The following is a 15502-nucleotide window of genomic DNA, read 5'->3' on the forward strand; positions in this document are numbered from 1 at the left end:
ACCAGGAGTCAGAGATGACCGTGCTGGAGAACGAAAACCACGAGCGTTCCACGGTGTCCGTGATCGGTCTGGGGCAGTTGGGAACCCGGCTCGCCCAGGCGTTCCTCGGCGCCGGCCACACCACGACCGTGTGGAACCGCACCGAGGCGAAGGCCGACGCACTCGTCGAGCAGGGGGCGGTCCGGGCGGACAGCGTGGCAGCGGCGCTGGCCGCGAGCGAACTGGTCGTGGTCTGCCTGCCGGACTACGCGACCGTCCAAGACCTGCTCGGGCCGGTGGTGCACGGCCTGCGCGACCGAGTGTTGGTGAACCTCACCTCCGGCACTCCCGAGGACGCAACCAGGACGGCCGACTGGGCTGCTGCGCACGGTGCCGGCTATCTCGACGGCGCAGCCATGAGCGGCACCCGACTGGTCGGCCGCCCCGAGGCGCTGTTCGTCTTCAGCGGCTCGCAGGAAGCCTTTGCCACCCAGCGACAGGTGTTGGCGAGCCTGGGCAACGCCGTGTACCTCGGCAGCAACCCGACGCTGGCCCCCGTGTACGACACTGCCCTGTTCGGTCTGGTGTGGGGCGCGTTGGCCGGTTTCTACCACTCCGTTGCGCTGGTGGGTGCGGCCGATGTCGACCCCACGGCCTTCGCGGCGGTCGCGAAGGGGCACATGCCGTTCGTCACCTCGCTGATGGTCGATCACGCCCGTCAGATCGAGGACGGTGGCTTCCCCGACGACGACGGCACCGTTGAGGTGCACCGGGCGGCGATGGAACACCTTCTGCACACCAGCAGGGCGCAGGGCATCGGCACCGATGTGCCTGAACTGTTCCAAACACTGCTGAACCGGGCCGCGGCGGGCGGGCATGGCCAGAGCGGCATTGCGAGTGTCGTGGCAACGATCGCGACGGGAGAGCGAAATGTCTGAGCCGACCGAGCTGAATGAGTTGACTGGGCTGACAGGGGGGCCGACTGGGCCGGCCGTGACGGTCATCGGGCTCGGCCGGATGGGCACACCGATCGCCGTCGCCTTCCTCGACGCCGGGTACACGGTGACCGTGTGGAACCGCACGACGGCGAGGGCCGAACCGCTCGTCGCCCGCGGCGCGGTTCTCGCGGACACCGTCACGGAAGCCGTGGCCGCCAGCCCGTTGGTGATCGCCCCGCTTCTCGACCACGACGCGGTACGGCAGGCACTCGGCCCGGCCACCGCCGCGCTGCGCGGTCGAACCCTGGTCAACCTCGCCAACAGCACCCCGGAGCGGGCCCGGGAACTGTCGGCCTGGGCCGTCGGACACGGCGCAAGCTATCTCGACGGCGCCATGATGGCCCTTCCCCAGACCGTTGCGACCCCGATCGGATTCTTCCTCTACAGCGGTTCCCCTGATGCCTTCGCCACCTACCGGACCGAGTTGGAGGTGATGGCACCCGCGCACCACTTCGGCGCGGATCCCGGTACGGCAGAGATCCACGATCTCGCCGTGCTCGGTGTCGGATACGCGGCTCTGGCCGGTTTCCTGCACGCGGCGGCAGTGCTTGACTCGGTGGGCACCCCGCCGCAGGTCCTCGCCCCGCTCGCCGCGCGATGGCTCCACGGCATGGCCGAGTTCCTGCCCGAGTTGGCACGGGAGGCCGGGTCGGGGGCGTACGCGGAAGGCGTCTCCACGATCGACTTGAACCGGGCCGCGGTCGACGGCCTTGTCGACCTCAGTGACAGCCGGGGCATCGCTGCCGATGTGCACGCCCCGCTGAAAGCGCTGCTTGACCGGCGGGCGGCCGACGGCCATGGGCAGGACAGCTTCTCCAGCGTCTTCGAACTGCTCCGGGCCCAGCCTGCCTCACCTGCGGATTGAGCTCCGAACGCCTTCGAAGACACGACCTGGCCAGCAACGAGTGCCGTAGCCGGCGACGAGGGCCCGAGCCCGGCGAGCCGCCGATCACTTCCCGGTGTCCGCCGCGGTGCGTTCGCTGTCCGACGTCGTCCCCTCCGCATGGAGGTTCGGCATGATCCGATCCAGCCAGCGCGGCGTCCACCAGGCCGCTTTGCCGAACAGGGTCATCACCGCGGGCACCAGCAGCAGCCGTACGACCGTGGCGTCGATCAGGACGCTCGCCGCCAGCCCCAGACCCAGCATCTTCACGACGATGTTGTCGCTGATGATGAATGCCGCGAACACACTCACCATGATCAGTGCGGCGCAGGTGATGACCCGGGCGGTGATTTCCAGAGCATGGGCCACGCTTGCCTTGGGGTCGCCCGTGACCAGCCAGGCTTCATGGATGCGGGAGAGCAGGAAGATCTCGTAGTCCATGCTCAGCCCGAAGACGATGGCGAACATCATCATCGGGACATAGCTCTCGATGGGCACATCGCCCGAGACGCCCAGCGCCGGGCCGCCCCAACCCCACTGGAACACCGCCACGACCACCCCGTAGGAGGCGGCGATCGACAGCACATTGAGCACCGCGGCCTTCAGCGCGACCAACAGTCCTCGGAAGACGACCAGGATGACCAGGAACGCGAGTCCCACGACGACCGCGATGATCAGCGGGAGGCGGGCCGAGACGATGTCGAGGAAGTCGACCTGGGCCGCGGTCGTACCGGTCACATAGGTCTGGGCGTCCGTGCCCGACACCCCGGCCGGAAGGGCGTCGCTCTCCAGCCGGTTGGTCAACTCCGTCGTCTTCTCGTCCTGCGGTGCCGCGACCGAGTAGGCCGTGCCGATCAGTACGTCACCGTCCGCGGTGGGTTGGAGCGGTGTGATCGTGGCTGCGTCCTTCACCCCCGTCAGCGACTTCTGCAGTTGGCTCGCCAGCGCGGCCCGGTCCGACTGGGGCACGTCCGACTGGTCCACCACCAGCGTCAGCGGGCCGTTCGAGCCCGGGCCGAAGGCGGACGACATCAGATCGAAGGCGCGCCGGTCCGTGAACGACTTGGGGTCGGCGCCGTCGCCGATGTGGCCGAGTTGGATGAAGAACACGGGGAACGACAGGATCAGCAGCAGCACCACACCGCCCGTCAGGAACCACCAGGGCCGGCGTTCCACCCGCTGGGCGTACCGGTGCCAGCCGCCGCGGGCCGGCTCGCCCGGCTCGGCGTCCGTTTCGGCGATGGGCCTGCGGACGCGCAGTTTGTCGATGTGTCGTCCGACGAGGCCCAGGATCGCCGGTACGAGCGTGAGCGCGCCGATCACGGCGGTGACGACGGTGACGGCCGCCGCCAGTCCCAGTTTGCCGATGAAGCTGATGCCGGAGACCCACAACCCCGACAGGGCGATGATCACGGTGCAGCCGGAGAGCAGCACCGCATGGCCGCTGGTCGCCGCGGCCATCCCGGCCGCGGTGACGGGATTCTCGCCGTTCATCAGGTTCTGTCGGTGCCGGGTGACCAGGAACAACGCGTAGTCGATGCCCACCCCGATACCGATCATGGTGGCGAGGGTGGGGGAGACGGTCGCGAAGGTGGTCGTCGCGGCGAGCAGTCCCAACAGCGCCAACCCGCAGACGGCGCAGATCAACGCGGTGACCAGCGGGAGTGCGGCGGCGATCACACTGCCGAACCCGATGAGCAGGACGACGATCGCCACCCCGAAGCCGATGGCCTCGCTGAGTCGGTCGTTGGGTTCGGGACGGGCGAGTTCCCCGAGCGGCCCGCCGTACTCGACATCGACGCCCGCCGACCGCAGCGGCTGAACGGCGGAGTCGACCCCGTGCAGATAGGAATCGCCCAGGGTGGACGGCTGCACGTCAAAGCGGATGGTGATGTACGCGGTCTTCCCGTCGGTCGACAGGGGGCCGACACTGCCCGTGGACGGTACGGCCAGCGGATTCTGCGCGGACAGCACGTCCGGCAGCTTCGACAGGCTCGCCACCACCGTGCCGATCTGGCTGCTCACGGCGGTCAGCGGCCGGTCTTCGTCGTGCAGCACGATCTGCGAGCTGTATCCGCCGGCCTGCGGCTCGTGCTCCTGGAGGACGTCGACGCCGTCCTGCGACTGGGTGCCGGGGAGCGAGAAGTCGTCCGAGTAGTCGCCGCCGTAGCTGTGGTGGAGCACCTGGAGCCCGGCGAGGGCCGCGACCCACAGCACGATCACCACCACGGCGTGGTGCGCGCACCACTCGCCGACGCGACGCAGTACGCCCTTGTGCACGGTGGGGGTCGCGCGGTCGGGGCTGTGCGGCATCGACATGCGTACTCCCGGCCCGGGGCGACGCTCGCGCGTCCGCAACAGAAACCACCTTGGACACTCCGCATTCAAGATCGGTCCTTGGCGCGGGGCACGTCGGGGCGGGGGAACGGGTGACGTGCGAAGGGCCGGACGGCGGATCGCCGAGGCCGTTCACGGGTCGGGAACTTCGGCTGTGCGGGTGGTCGGGAACTCCTGGCGGTGATCGCACGACCACTGGGGTGATGCGTTCCGCTCAGGGAGGTCGATGCGATGACGAGTACGGACTGCCAAGGAGCCACGGCCCGGGAGTGGTACGGAGATGACTCCCTCTGGGTGGACTTCGCGCCCGCCATGTTCTCCCCGGACCGCGGCCGGTCCGCCGCCACCCTCGTACGGGAATCCACCCTGCTCGACCATCCACCCGGCACCCGGGTACTGGATCTGTGCTGCGGTCCGGGACTGTTCCTGGGGCCGCTCGCCGAGCGCGGCTACGAGGTCACCGGTGTCGACCTCAGCGCCGCCATGCTGGCCAGGGCGTGCGAGGCCGTGGATCGGGCGGGTGCCGCGGTGCGGCTGGTCAGGGCCGACATGCTCGACTACGTCGAACCCGATGGGTACGACCTCGTCCTCAGCCTGTTCACCTCCTTCGGCTACTTCGCCGACCCGGCCGACAACCTGCGAGTGCTGCACAACGCCCGGCGCAGTCTCGCCCCCGGCGGGCGACTGCTGGTGGACGTCATGGGCAAGGAGGTCCTCGCGGGCTGGATAGGACGCCCCCAGGTCGTGGACCTCCCGGACGGCTCGTACGTCGTCCAGCGCGACACCGTCCTCGACGACTGGCGGCGACTGCGGACCGACTGGACCCTCGTCCGCGGAGAGCGCGCCCGCACCGCGTCCATCCACTGCACCCTCTACAGCGCCGCCGAACTGCACCAGCACTTCCGGGAAGCCGCATTCACCGAGGTGGAGGTGTTCGGTGACTTCGACGGCGGGCCCTACGACCAACGCGCCCGTCGGCTGATCGTCCAAGGCAAGCGCCCCCGCTGACCCCCCACACTCACAGCCAGGAGGTCCCATCCGCATGCCCCCCACGACACCGGCGATCCCCCGACCGGCCCCGCCGGACGCAGCCGATGCGGGCCCAGTCGCGACGGACGCAGCCGTACCGCTCGAATCAGTCCCGCTCGACTCCGTACCAGTGCACGCGCACATCACGGACGCACTCAAATCCGCCGCGTTCATCCGCCTCTCGGGATCGATCGTCCTGGCGCGCTTCGAGACCATGAAGGTGTACGCGGCCCTCGGAGCGGTGCGCGCCCTGCTGGAGTCCGGGCGGATCACACCGGGCCAGACCCTGGTGGACAGCTCCAGCGGGATCTACGCCCTGGCGCTCGCGATGGCGTGCCACCGGTACGGACTGCACTGCCACATCGTGGCGTCCACGACCGTGGACACCGTGATGCGCGCACAACTCGAAGTGCTCGGGGCCACGGTGGAGCAGATGCCGCCGTCGCAGAGCCTGCGACTGGACCAGGAACGGCGGGTGCGGCGGGTGCACGCCCTGTTGGCGCGGCGGCCGGATGTCCACTGGATGCGGCAGTACCACGACGGCGTGCACCACACCGGCTATCGCGAGTTCGCGCAGCGGGCGTCCGCCGCACTGCCGAACGGGCATCTGACGGTCGTCGGCGCGGTCGGCACCGGTGCCTCCACGGGTGGGCTGACCACGGCACTTCGTGAGCGGGGGCGGACCGTACGGCTGGTGGGCGTACAGCCCTTCGGCAGTGTCACCTTCGGCAGCGAGGGGTTCAGCGACCCCGAGGCGATCATCGCCGGGATCGGGAGTTCCATCCCGTTCGGGAACGTACGGCACGAGCTGTACGACACCGTGCACTGGTTGGACTTCCGTCATGCGATGGCGGGCACGGTGGAACTCCTGCGTCGCCATGCGGTCTTCGCCGGGCTCTCCACCGGAGCCGCGCACCTGGTGGCGCGTTGGGAAGAGGCACAGGAGCGGAACACCACATATCTGGTGCTCGGCGCGGACACCGGCCACCGCTATACGGAACGGGTCTTCGGGCGCCATGAGGAGGCGCAGGACCCGGCCGGGCTACGACCCGAACGCATCGACTCGCTGGAGCAACTGCGTCCGCCGTGGTCGGTCATGGAATGGGCGGGCAGGCCGGCGCCGTCTGGTGCCCAGGTGACCCACGACCCCCATGGGTCTGCACCGAAACCCACCTCGGCGGGCACCCGGTCGGGTGCCCCGTGGACGGCCGAGAAGACCCTGTGGACCGCGGGGGACGCACGATGACGATCGCCTCGCTCGAATCGCTCTCCTTCGGCCTGGCCAGAACGGTGGAGGCCGCCACGGCCGCCGGTCACCGGCTCTGTCTGCTCACCGGAGACCGCGGCTACTACCACCATGAGTTGACCGCGCTCCCCGATGGCGCCGCACTCGATGTGGTGGATGTCGACACCACCGACCTGGATGCTGTGCGCAAGGTCCTGACCGCACTGCCCGACCTCGCCGGGCTGATCAACACGACGGATACCTGGAGCGTGCCGGCCGCCGACCTCGCCGCCGAACTGGGGCTCCCCGGGCCAGATCCGGCATCGGTACGGCTGCTGAGGAACAAGGCCCGGGTCCGGGAGGCACTGCACCGGGTCGGATTGAGCCGCGGTTCGTCGACCGCCGTGCCCGATGCCGTCATCGCCGCCGCCCGCGCCGGGCGGACGGGCCTTGCCGCGCTGTGTCCGGCGCTCGTGCCGCCCGTGGTGCTGAAGGACTCCGCCGGCACCTCGTCGCGGGGCGTCTGGATCGCCCACGACGAGCAGGAACTACGGGCGGCGTTGGTGGCGGCGGGCGCCATGGAGCTGCGCGGCGAACTGTTCGCCGAGCCGTATCTCGCCGGGCCCCTGTACAGCGCGGAGACCCTGAGCTGGGACGGAGAAACCCGGCTGCTCGGTGTCACCAGCCGGCACACCTCGCGCACTCCCGCCGTCCGGGAGGAGGCCGCGGCCTTCCCCGTGGCGCTACCCACCGCAGAGCTCGCCGCCGTCGAACAGCGGATGGCGGCCGTGCTCGCCGCGGTCGGACACCGGGAGGGCTTTGCGCACATCGAGTTCGTCCAGACCGCGCAGGGGCCGGAACTCGTGGAGATCAACCGCCGCATCGGGGGCGCACTGATCGGTGAGGCTCTCTGTCTCGCGCTGGGCACCAATGTCTATGAGGCACTGGTCGATGCGGTGTTGGGCCGTCGGCCGAAGCTGATGGACACACTGCCTGGGCCACGGCCCGGCCCTGCGGTCGCCTTCGTCCTGGTCTACGCCGACCGACCCGGTGTGGTGGAGGGCTTCAGCGGGCTGGACGGACTGCGGACGTTTCCCGGCCCACCACGGTGGTACCCGGTGCGCGTGCCGGGCGACGAGGTGCCCAGCGTGGCGGACCAGCGCGGCTGCACGGGCATGGTGCTGGCCGAGGCGCCCACGGCCGAACTGGCACAACACCGGGCGTGGAGCGCCGCGACGACGGTCCGCGCGGTACTGAAGACGGTCCTCGGTCCCTAGCATCCTTCTCCGGAAAGACGCTGGCCGGATGGGCGGTTGCGGCATCCGTGCACTCCTCCCTCGCGGGTGCCGCACCGACCGGGTCGGGTCGAGGACGACCGAGGGGGGCGGCACTCGCGAAGGTCTTCGAGTGCCGCCCCCTGAGGGCCTGGCTGACGCAGCCTGACGCTCCTGGTCAGACAGGTCATCCGGCAGGAAACCGGTGGGGTGGCTCACCCCTGTCGGCGCATCTCCTACGCCGCAGCCAGGACGGCCGGTCCTGGCTGCTCTAGCCACACCCGGGCCAGATCGCGACGGGCTCGCGCCACCCGTGACCGTATGGTCCCCACCGGGCAGCCCAGCAGATCAGCGGCCTCGACGTACGACAGACCGAGTAAGCGCGTCAGGACGAACGCCTGCCGTCTGCCCGGCTCCAGCACACGCAGGGCATCCCTGAACGCCACCGACTCCTCGAAGCCGGGCAGATGGCGCGGTTGGGCACGGTCGGCGGCGCCGAGCCAGTCGTCGGTGTCCGCGATCCGGGGTCGTGCGGCAGCCCTGCGGTAGCGGTCGACGACCACGCGTCGGGCGATTGCGAGGAGCCAGGAGCGCGCACAGGCCCGCCCGGCGAATCTCGGCAGACTGGGCAGCGCCCGCTCGAAGGTCTCCTGGGTGAGGTCCTCCGCCGCCCGCCCGTCCGCCGTGAGATGGGCGACGAACCGGCGTACGTCGTCATAGGTGGCCTGGACGAAGAGTTCGGCGGCCTCACGGTCGCCTTGGCCCGCTGCCAGGGCCCAACGAGTGATCTCCGCGTCCCGGTTCAGGGCAGCGCTATCCGTTCGAGGATATTGAGAAAGCATGACAAAACGTCCTTCACGTCCGGGCGGAACCGCACAGGTGGCGCCCGTAAGGGTGTTGAGGTGACGAGTTCAGGACGGAAGGAGCGGTGGACCGCGCCGGGGGAGCGTGCGCAGCAGTTCCACCGAGACCGATAGCTGGATCGGGCGGCGGTCGGCCGGGTGTGCGGGCGGCAGCGGGGGCGGGGGTCGTACGCCCAACAGCGCGGCCCGGAGGAACCGCAGCCCGCGGGCGCCGAACAGGGAGAGAGCGAAGGCGAGTTGGACCAGGGCCCGTTCCCCGCGCCACAACCACCAGCCGAACACGGCCCCGGCGAACAAGTGCGCCAGGGCCATCCCGCCCGTCAGCGCCGAACCCTCCAAAGCTCGGCTCAGGAAGTCCAGTTCCATCGAGAGCGGCCCATGGGGCGGCTGCTCGACCGGGAGGGCGGATCCCCCATGGCCTGTGTGGTGCGCCATACCGGGTCCGTGGTGGGCGGGGTGCATCGAGCCGTGCCCCGCGTGATGGGCAACCGCATTCGAAGGCCCGTGGTCGGCTCCCCGACCCCCGCCGCCGTGGGACACCATCCCGAACAGCACATGCAGGAACGCCTGCCCGGCCGCGCTCGCGCCCATCACGAACGCTGCCCCGCGCGCCTTGCCGGTCAGCCACCAGGCCGCCGCGCACACCGGGGGCAGGGCTAACGCATATCCGGCCACGGAGGGTGGGACACCGGACGACAGATCGTGGCCGAGCCCGGACACCACGACGCACACAGCGGCCAGCACCGCGGTGTGTGTGAGGCGGAGGAGGCGTCCGGCTGCCATGGCGGTCATCGTGCCAGTGCCCCCCGGGCCTCGGGGAAGCCCAACCGATGCGGATACATCGGACGATCAATGGGTTTACCCGGACACCGATATCGAGTGATGCACGTCACATGCGCGGGTGGGGAACTTTTCCGTGCGCACCACCGACTGCTCCAGCGAAAACCAGCCGACGAGCAGCCGACGAGCAGCCCACGAGAGCGGAGCCCAGCGCATGCAGGCGAACGAGGCAGGTGCGGAACATGCTGCTCCCCCAGCGGAATCCCACCCCGAGGAGCCGGACCGGCGGACGAGCGGTGCGGCCGACCGCAGCCGCCCGGCACCGGTGACCCTGCGTTCCGACCTCCGAGCCGGTCTCGTCGACGGTGTGATCGCCCTGGTCGTCACCGCCGCAGTCTTCGCGATCCTCTACGCACGCATCGAGGCGAAGACGTCGTCCACGGTGACGGTCATGCCGTTCATGGCCGATGCGGGCGCCTTCTGGATGTACTTCCTCAGCCAGGCGTTCGGCTGGTCCGCGTTGCTCTGGGCGTGGGGGACGGTCGTACTCGGACTACTCCTGTCCGGCCCCCGCCCAGGGCGACTGCCCCTCTCCGCACCCACCCTGGAACGACTCCACCGCACCACGAGCCTCAACACCATCGCCCTGATCTTCGCCCACGCCCTGTTGTTCGGGGCAGAGTTGGTCAATCACAACAAGGACGGCCTGCTCGGCGCCATGGGTACGGCCTTCGTCGAGGTGTTCGTACCCGGCGGCTATGACTCGGGCACCGGCCGGATCGCGATCCCGGTGGGCCAAGGAGCCCTCTACCTCGCCATCCCGCTCGGCCTGCTCTTCTACGTCCGGCACCGGATCGGCCCCAAGACCTGGCGGGTCATGCACCGATTCGTCCTGGTCGTCTACGTCCTGAGCGTGTGGCACACCCTGCTCTACGGCACGAACGTCTGGTACGACGGCTGGTTCCGCACCACGATCTGGCTGCTGCAACTCCCCATCGCCGCACTCTTCCTGATGCGACTGCTCCGCCCGGCCCGTCGCTCGGAGCGGCTCCGCGGCCTCGGGGACCGCAAGGGGTCGGCGACCGGCTGGAGCCTACGGTTCGCGGGGCGGGCGGCTGCGGTCGCGGTGGTCGTCGTGCTGCTCGCGGTGGTGATCACCGGACGGGACGGCGGGCGCGCCGAACCCCCCGCGGACACCACATCGACGCACAACCACGACTGACCGAGCCGAGCAGACCCGATCGCGGCACGACGGCCTCAGCTGAGCGAGTCGTTCTCCCGCTGCGCCGCCATCGCCTTCCGCCGCCAACGCTTGGCCCAGGCCCACAACATGACGATCACTCCGATCGCCAAGACCGGAGCGACGTACATCAGAGGCGAAACCGCCGCTTCGGACGCTGCCATGCCCTTGCCACCTTCTCCCACTGCCTCGACTCGACCTCGTCCGGTCGGCTTCTCTCCCGCCAGTGACTCACACCGGCTGACACCGGGCGACAGTGGGTGTGCCCATCCGCCGCTCACAACGAGCGACGGCCGGTGTGCCACCTGCCGTTCGCCCCACGGAGCCGTAGAACAGTCTTGCGGATCGCCGACCGGGCTGCCACGATCCCTCCCATGACCCATGGAAAGGCGGACACCGCCACCCTCCGGTGAGCGCCGTGTCACATGCCCACGGGACGATGTCCCGACCCCCGTCCGTCACCCGGACCCGCGGCCCGCACCGGCCGCCCCTCACCCCAGAAGAACGTTTGACGCTCGTCGACACCCTGTGCCGGGAATGGCTCGCGCACGGAGTCTCCACCCAGCCGTCCGACCGCCCCCGCGCAGAGGCGGCCGTGACCGCCCTCTACCGCCTCATCGACGCACCACCGCCGCGATTCGTCTGGGTGCCGTCCCCCACCGCGGCGCTCCCCCTCCTGCCCCGGCGCCGGGACGACCCGTCCACCCCCGCCGCACACACGGCTCGGACGTCCACCACTGACAGCCGCCCGCCGGTCGCCAACCGTCTCGCCTCACTCCAAGCCGACCTCCGCGAACGGCTGGAGGCGCGCATCCTCCCCCGCTGGTCCTTCCGAGCCGAATGGGAAGCGCTGCGCACCACCGTGCACACCTCGATCCGCGCGCCCTTGCGCATGGCCCTACTGCCGCCCACCGGCAGCACCCCCGGACTGAACTGGCACGGACAGCACGACGCCCACTGGGTCGCCCGCTTCGCACTGCACGCGCGGGCCGGCCACACGGTCTACCTCCCCGACGACGCCGCCGAACTGGCGCTCTGGACGGATCTGGCCATGTCCACCGGATGGTGGTGGCCCCGCGCCGGGCTGTGCGTGATGGCGGAACGCCCCACCGGCATCCACCTCGAAGCCCTGCCCAACAGTGCCCGCGGTGAACAACGCCTCCACCACGACGACGGCCCCGCCCTACGGTTCGCGGACGGCACCGGCATCCACGTACTCCACGGCACGGTGGTGCCGCAATGGGTGATCACCGGGCCCACCGTCGAGCTGATCCACGGTGCGCGCAGCATCGAGGTCCGCCGCTCGGCCATCGAGCGCCTCGGCTGGGACGACTACATCGAACAGGCCGGGCTGCGGTTGGTCGCCACCGCACCCGACCCGGGCAACCCGGGCGCCCAACTCCAGCTCTACGACGCACCGCCCGAGGTCTGGGGACGTTCGCGCGTGCTGCTGGCCGTCAACGGTTCGGTGGAACCCGATGGTCGACAACGGCGCTACGGACTCGGCGTGCCGTCCTACTTCGACGATCCGGTGGCCGCGGCGGGCTGGTCGTACGGGCTCACCGGGGCCCAGTACGCCCAACTCGCACGACGCACCTGACGCCCGCCCGCTGGTGTACCACTGCGACGTCCTCGCGAGCCGTCAACGACACCCGGTTCGCGAGCCGTCGGGCTGCGTCGGGCCGTTGCCTGCCCCCCACCGATCCCCACACCCACTGACCCACACACCCAAGGTGATGCACATGACCATGACCCTCGCCGAACTCACCGCACGCACCGGTCTCGATGTCCTCGGCCATCTGGAACGAGAGATCACCATCCCCGTCGTCGTCGGCCTCCAGGCCCAGGGCGACCTGATCGTCGTTCCGTACGCTCTCGTCGAGGCGAGCGTGGCCGAACACTCCTGGATCACCTGGCGGGACGTGCCAAGGACCGGGATCGAACTGCTGCGCAGCGCGGGTGGCGGCAATCCGCACACCCTCACGGCCGATCCCGGCACCTGCCGGTGGACCTCCCAGATCAGGGACGAGCGGGGTCTGGCGATCGGCATGCTGGAGACCACGGCCGTCGCCTACCTCATCCACCCCGAACACGGCGCTACGGGCATCGCTCCCGGAAAGTACGTGGTCCGGCGCCAACGCGAGCGCGGTGACCGCAGGGCCGGAGGCACCAGCCGACTGATCGCGGACTGATCGCCGGTTGATCGCCGACCGAGCCGAACAGGCGGCGCTTGTAGCATTCGGCCGGAGTACAGGTGTGTTCGTGGACCGTGAGGAGACCGGTGTGACCAGCGCCGATGCGTCGCAGAGCCCCACCGACGGGCCGGTGCCCGCCCGGGCGGGAGAGAGCAAGGGCGAACGCACCCGGCGACGCATCCTCCAGGCGGCCCGTCGACGGTTCGCCGAGGTCGGCTATGAGCGCGCCACCATCCGGGCCATCGCCGAACAGGCGGGCGTCGACAAGGCGTCCGTCATCCAGTACTTCGGCACCAAGCAGGAACTGTTCCGGGAGACCGTCGACTGGGAGATCCCGGTGGCCGAGCTGACCACCGATGACCCCGGGCAGTCGGTCGAGAACTATCTACGCACCATGCTGGGTGCCTGGTCCAAGGACCCCAACAGTCCGATGACCGCACTGCTGCGCACCAGTCTGACCAGCGAGGACGCCGCTGAACTGCTGCGGGAGCGCGTGACCGCGCAGGCGATCGACCCGATCGCGGCGCAAATCGACGATCCGGACTCCCGCCTCCGTGCGGCCCTGATCGGCGCGATGATGATGGGCATCGCCACCCATCGCCATCTGCTGCGGATGCCGGACCTGGACGGGGCGGACCTGGAGGACGTGCTGCGGTTGGCGGTGCCGGTGCTCCGGGCGCTGATCGATCCGGGCGAGACATCGGGCGAACGGCCCGACACCAAGAACTGAGCTCCGTCTCGTGTCCGCGGTCCGTCGTCTACCGTCCGCGGCCTGGTTCCCCTTCGCCATCGAGGCCCGCTACAGACCCCTGTAGTGGGCCTCCGTGCTGCCCGGGGCCCTCCCGCATCCCTCCCGTACTCGTCCCGAGGTCCTGTCGTGACCTTTTCTCAACGTCTGGTGAGAAATAAAACTAAACACCTGTCTACTTTTACCTGGTGGCGCTTCAGCGGCGCCCCCTGAACCCACCGGGAGAACCATGTCCAGCGACAGCACGGCCGCGGGCCACAAGGCCGCACCGCCCTCCGGCGTCCATCCACACCTAGGGCTCGCGCTCATCGTCATCGCCGCGGCGCAGCTGATGGTCGTCCTCGACGGCACCATCACCAACATCGCCCTGCCCAGCATCCAGGCCGATCTCGACGTCTCGGCCTCCACGCTCGCCTGGATCGTGAACTCGTACGCCCTCGCCTTCGGCGGTCTGCTGCTCCTCGGCGGCCGAGCCGGTGATCTCTTCGGGCGCCGCAGGATGTTCCAGGTCGGCATCGTCGTCTTCACCCTCGCCTCCCTCCTGGGAGGAGTGGCACCCAATGAAGAACTGCTGATCGGGGCGCGCGTCCTCCAGGGCGTCGGTGCGGCCATCGCAGCGCCCACCGCGCTCTCCCTGATCGCGACGAACTTCCCCGAGGGCAAGCCCCGCAACAAGGCCATGGGCGTCTATGCCGCCATGGCCGGTCTTGGCTCCACGGTGGGTCTGCTGCTCGGCGGCATCCTCACCGACTATCTCGACTGGCGCTGGGTCTTCTTCGTCAACATCCCCATCGGTATCGCGATCCTGGCCGGCACCCGTGTCCTCGCCGAGGGCGAGCGCAACCGCGGAAGCCTGGACGTCCCCGGCGCGATCACCGGCACCGGCGGGTTGATCGCCCTCGTCTACGCCATCACCCGCAGCGGTGAGCACGGCTGGTCGGACTCCCTCACCCTGGGTTCCTTCGCCGCTGCCGCCGTGCTGCTCGTGGTCTTCCTGATGCTCCAGGCCCGGACCGAGTACCCGATGATGCCGCTGCGCCTGTTCAAGGACCGCAGCCGCTCGGGTGCCTTCCTGACCATGCTGTTCATGGGCTCCGGCATGTTCGCCACCTTCTACTTCCTCACCCTCTACATGCAGCAGATCCTCGGCTACAGCCCGGTCAAGACCGGCTTCGCCTATCTGGCGTTCAGCATGGGCATGGCCATCGCAGCGGGCCTCGGCTCCAAGCTGATCAGCCGCTTCTCGGCACGGCAGATAGCCGCCCCCGGTCTCCTGGTCGCCGCGGTCGGCATGCTCTGGTTCAGCGCCCTGGAGCCGGGCTCGTCGTACGCGACGCATCTCGCTCCGGCGATGTTCATCACCGGTCTGGGACTGGGCTCCGGCTTCGTGCCCATGACGCTCGGGGCGGTCAGTGGCGTACGTCCGCAGGACACCGGCATCGCGTCCGCGCTGCTGAACACCGCACAGCAGGTCGGCGGCGCGCTGGGGCTGGCCGTACTGACCACCGTGTCGACGGTCGCCGCCGACGACCGGCTGCCCGATGCGGCCGGATCGCTGTACCGGGGCGCGGCAGCAGGTGACCAGGCGCTGTTGGCGCGGGCGGCCGATGCGCTGACCCACGGTTACACCACGGCCTTCACGGTGGGGGCCGCACTCTTCGTGGTGGCCCTGGTGATCACCCTGACCATGATCAATGCGGGCAGGCAGCAGGATCTCCCGGAGTCCGCGACGGGCGGGGCGGCCAAGGAGACGGGCGGGGCGGCCAAGGAGCCGTCCGGCGGAAACCCCGCCGGTCCGTCCGGCAGCACTTCCGCCACCCCCACCACCGCAGGCGCGGCGGACGGTTCGGTGGACGCCTGAGATCACTGGTCCCTCGCCGCGCGGCTCCACCGCCGGTGAATCCTGAAGGCCGACGGCCCGCTCTGCTGCTGAGAGCGGGCCGTCGGCATG

At 69.8% G+C, this 15502-nt stretch carries 14 protein-coding genes; 10 read left to right on the forward strand and 4 right to left on the reverse strand.

The features are described from left to right. Window positions 1–14: 14 nt before the first annotated feature. Both OID54_RS19995 and OID54_RS20000 read left to right on the forward strand, forming a co-directional pair. Complete coding sequence (locus tag OID54_RS19995; RefSeq protein ID WP_329021419.1) at window positions 15–917, forward strand: NAD(P)-dependent oxidoreductase; 903 nt, start codon at window positions 15–17, stop codon at window positions 915–917. Then, entirely contained in the window at window positions 910–1842 is a 933-nt protein-coding gene (locus OID54_RS20000) for an NAD(P)-dependent oxidoreductase (RefSeq protein WP_329021420.1), read from the forward strand. Before OID54_RS19995 ends, OID54_RS20000 begins: the two co-directional genes overlap by 8 nt. 84 nt (window positions 1843–1926) lie before the next feature. Here OID54_RS20000 and OID54_RS20005 read toward each other — a convergent pair whose 3' ends face one another. Beyond that, entirely contained in the window at window positions 1927–4173 is a 2247-nt protein-coding gene (locus OID54_RS20005) for an MMPL family transporter (RefSeq protein WP_443055784.1), read from the reverse strand. A gap of 255 nt (window positions 4174–4428) precedes the next feature. Here OID54_RS20005 and OID54_RS20010 point away from each other — a divergent pair, with 255 nt between their 5' ends. Genes OID54_RS20010 through OID54_RS20020 form a run of 3 tightly spaced genes read left to right on the forward strand, consistent with a single transcriptional unit; the run spans window position 4429 to window position 7728 of the window. Further along, the gene (locus OID54_RS20010; RefSeq protein WP_329021423.1) at window positions 4429–5205 is read left to right on the forward strand and encodes a class I SAM-dependent methyltransferase; all 777 of its coding nucleotides are present in this window, start codon (window positions 4429–4431) and stop codon (window positions 5203–5205) included. Between the two features lie 34 nt (window positions 5206–5239). After that, the gene (locus OID54_RS20015) at window positions 5240–6472 is read left to right on the forward strand and encodes a pyridoxal-phosphate dependent enzyme (protein WP_329021424.1); all 1233 of its coding nucleotides are present in this window, start codon (window positions 5240–5242) and stop codon (window positions 6470–6472) included. Next, complete coding sequence (locus OID54_RS20020; RefSeq protein WP_329021425.1) at window positions 6469–7728, forward strand: ATP-grasp domain-containing protein; 1260 nt, start codon at window positions 6469–6471, stop codon at window positions 7726–7728. The genes OID54_RS20015 and OID54_RS20020 overlap by 4 nt, the downstream gene beginning before the upstream one ends. A 233-nt stretch (window positions 7729–7961) precedes the next feature. Here OID54_RS20020 and OID54_RS20025 read toward each other — a convergent pair whose 3' ends face one another. Together OID54_RS20025 and OID54_RS20030 are read right to left on the reverse strand one after the other, a co-directional pair. Continuing rightward, entirely contained in the window at window positions 7962–8567 is a 606-nt protein-coding gene (locus OID54_RS20025; protein WP_329021426.1) for a sigma-70 family RNA polymerase sigma factor, read from the reverse strand. A 69-nt stretch (window positions 8568–8636) separates the two neighbouring features. Continuing rightward, entirely contained in the window at window positions 8637–9371 is a 735-nt protein-coding gene (locus OID54_RS20030) for a hypothetical protein (protein WP_329021427.1), read from the reverse strand. Window positions 9372–9582: 211 nt separating this feature from the next. On the opposite strand from OID54_RS20030, the gene OID54_RS20035 reads away from it, so the two are divergent. Beyond that, the gene (locus OID54_RS20035; protein ID WP_329027653.1) at window positions 9583–10590 is read left to right on the forward strand and encodes a ferric reductase-like transmembrane domain-containing protein; all 1008 of its coding nucleotides are present in this window, start codon (window positions 9583–9585) and stop codon (window positions 10588–10590) included. 35 nt (window positions 10591–10625) lie between these two features. Here OID54_RS20035 and OID54_RS20040 read toward each other — a convergent pair whose 3' ends face one another. After that, a complete protein-coding gene (locus OID54_RS20040; protein WP_329021428.1) occupies window positions 10626–10772 on the reverse strand; it encodes a hypothetical protein in 147 nt (48 codons plus the stop codon). A gap of 344 nt (window positions 10773–11116) precedes the next feature. On the opposite strand from OID54_RS20040, the gene OID54_RS20045 reads away from it, so the two are divergent. From OID54_RS20045 to OID54_RS20060, 4 genes are all read left to right on the forward strand, one after another. Further along, window positions 11117–12208 (forward strand): DUF6745 domain-containing protein, encoded by a 1092-nt coding sequence (locus tag OID54_RS20045; RefSeq protein WP_329021429.1) that lies wholly within the window; start codon window positions 11117–11119, stop codon window positions 12206–12208. Between the two features lie 142 nt (window positions 12209–12350). Continuing rightward, window positions 12351–12800: a hypothetical protein gene (locus tag OID54_RS20050; protein ID WP_329021430.1), complete on the forward strand. Its 450-nt coding sequence runs from the start codon at window positions 12351–12353 to the stop codon at window positions 12798–12800. A 70-nt stretch (window positions 12801–12870) separates the two neighbouring features. After that, entirely contained in the window at window positions 12871–13533 is a 663-nt protein-coding gene (locus tag OID54_RS20055; protein ID WP_329021431.1) for a TetR/AcrR family transcriptional regulator, read from the forward strand. 247 nt (window positions 13534–13780) lie between these two features. Continuing rightward, complete coding sequence (locus OID54_RS20060; RefSeq protein ID WP_329021432.1) at window positions 13781–15412, forward strand: MFS transporter; 1632 nt, start codon at window positions 13781–13783, stop codon at window positions 15410–15412. The last annotated feature ends 90 nt before the right edge of the window (window positions 15413–15502 follow it).

It is taken from the genome of Streptomyces sp. NBC_00690 (genome assembly GCF_036226685.1).
Lineage (GTDB): Bacteria > Actinomycetota > Actinomycetes > Streptomycetales > Streptomycetaceae > Streptomyces.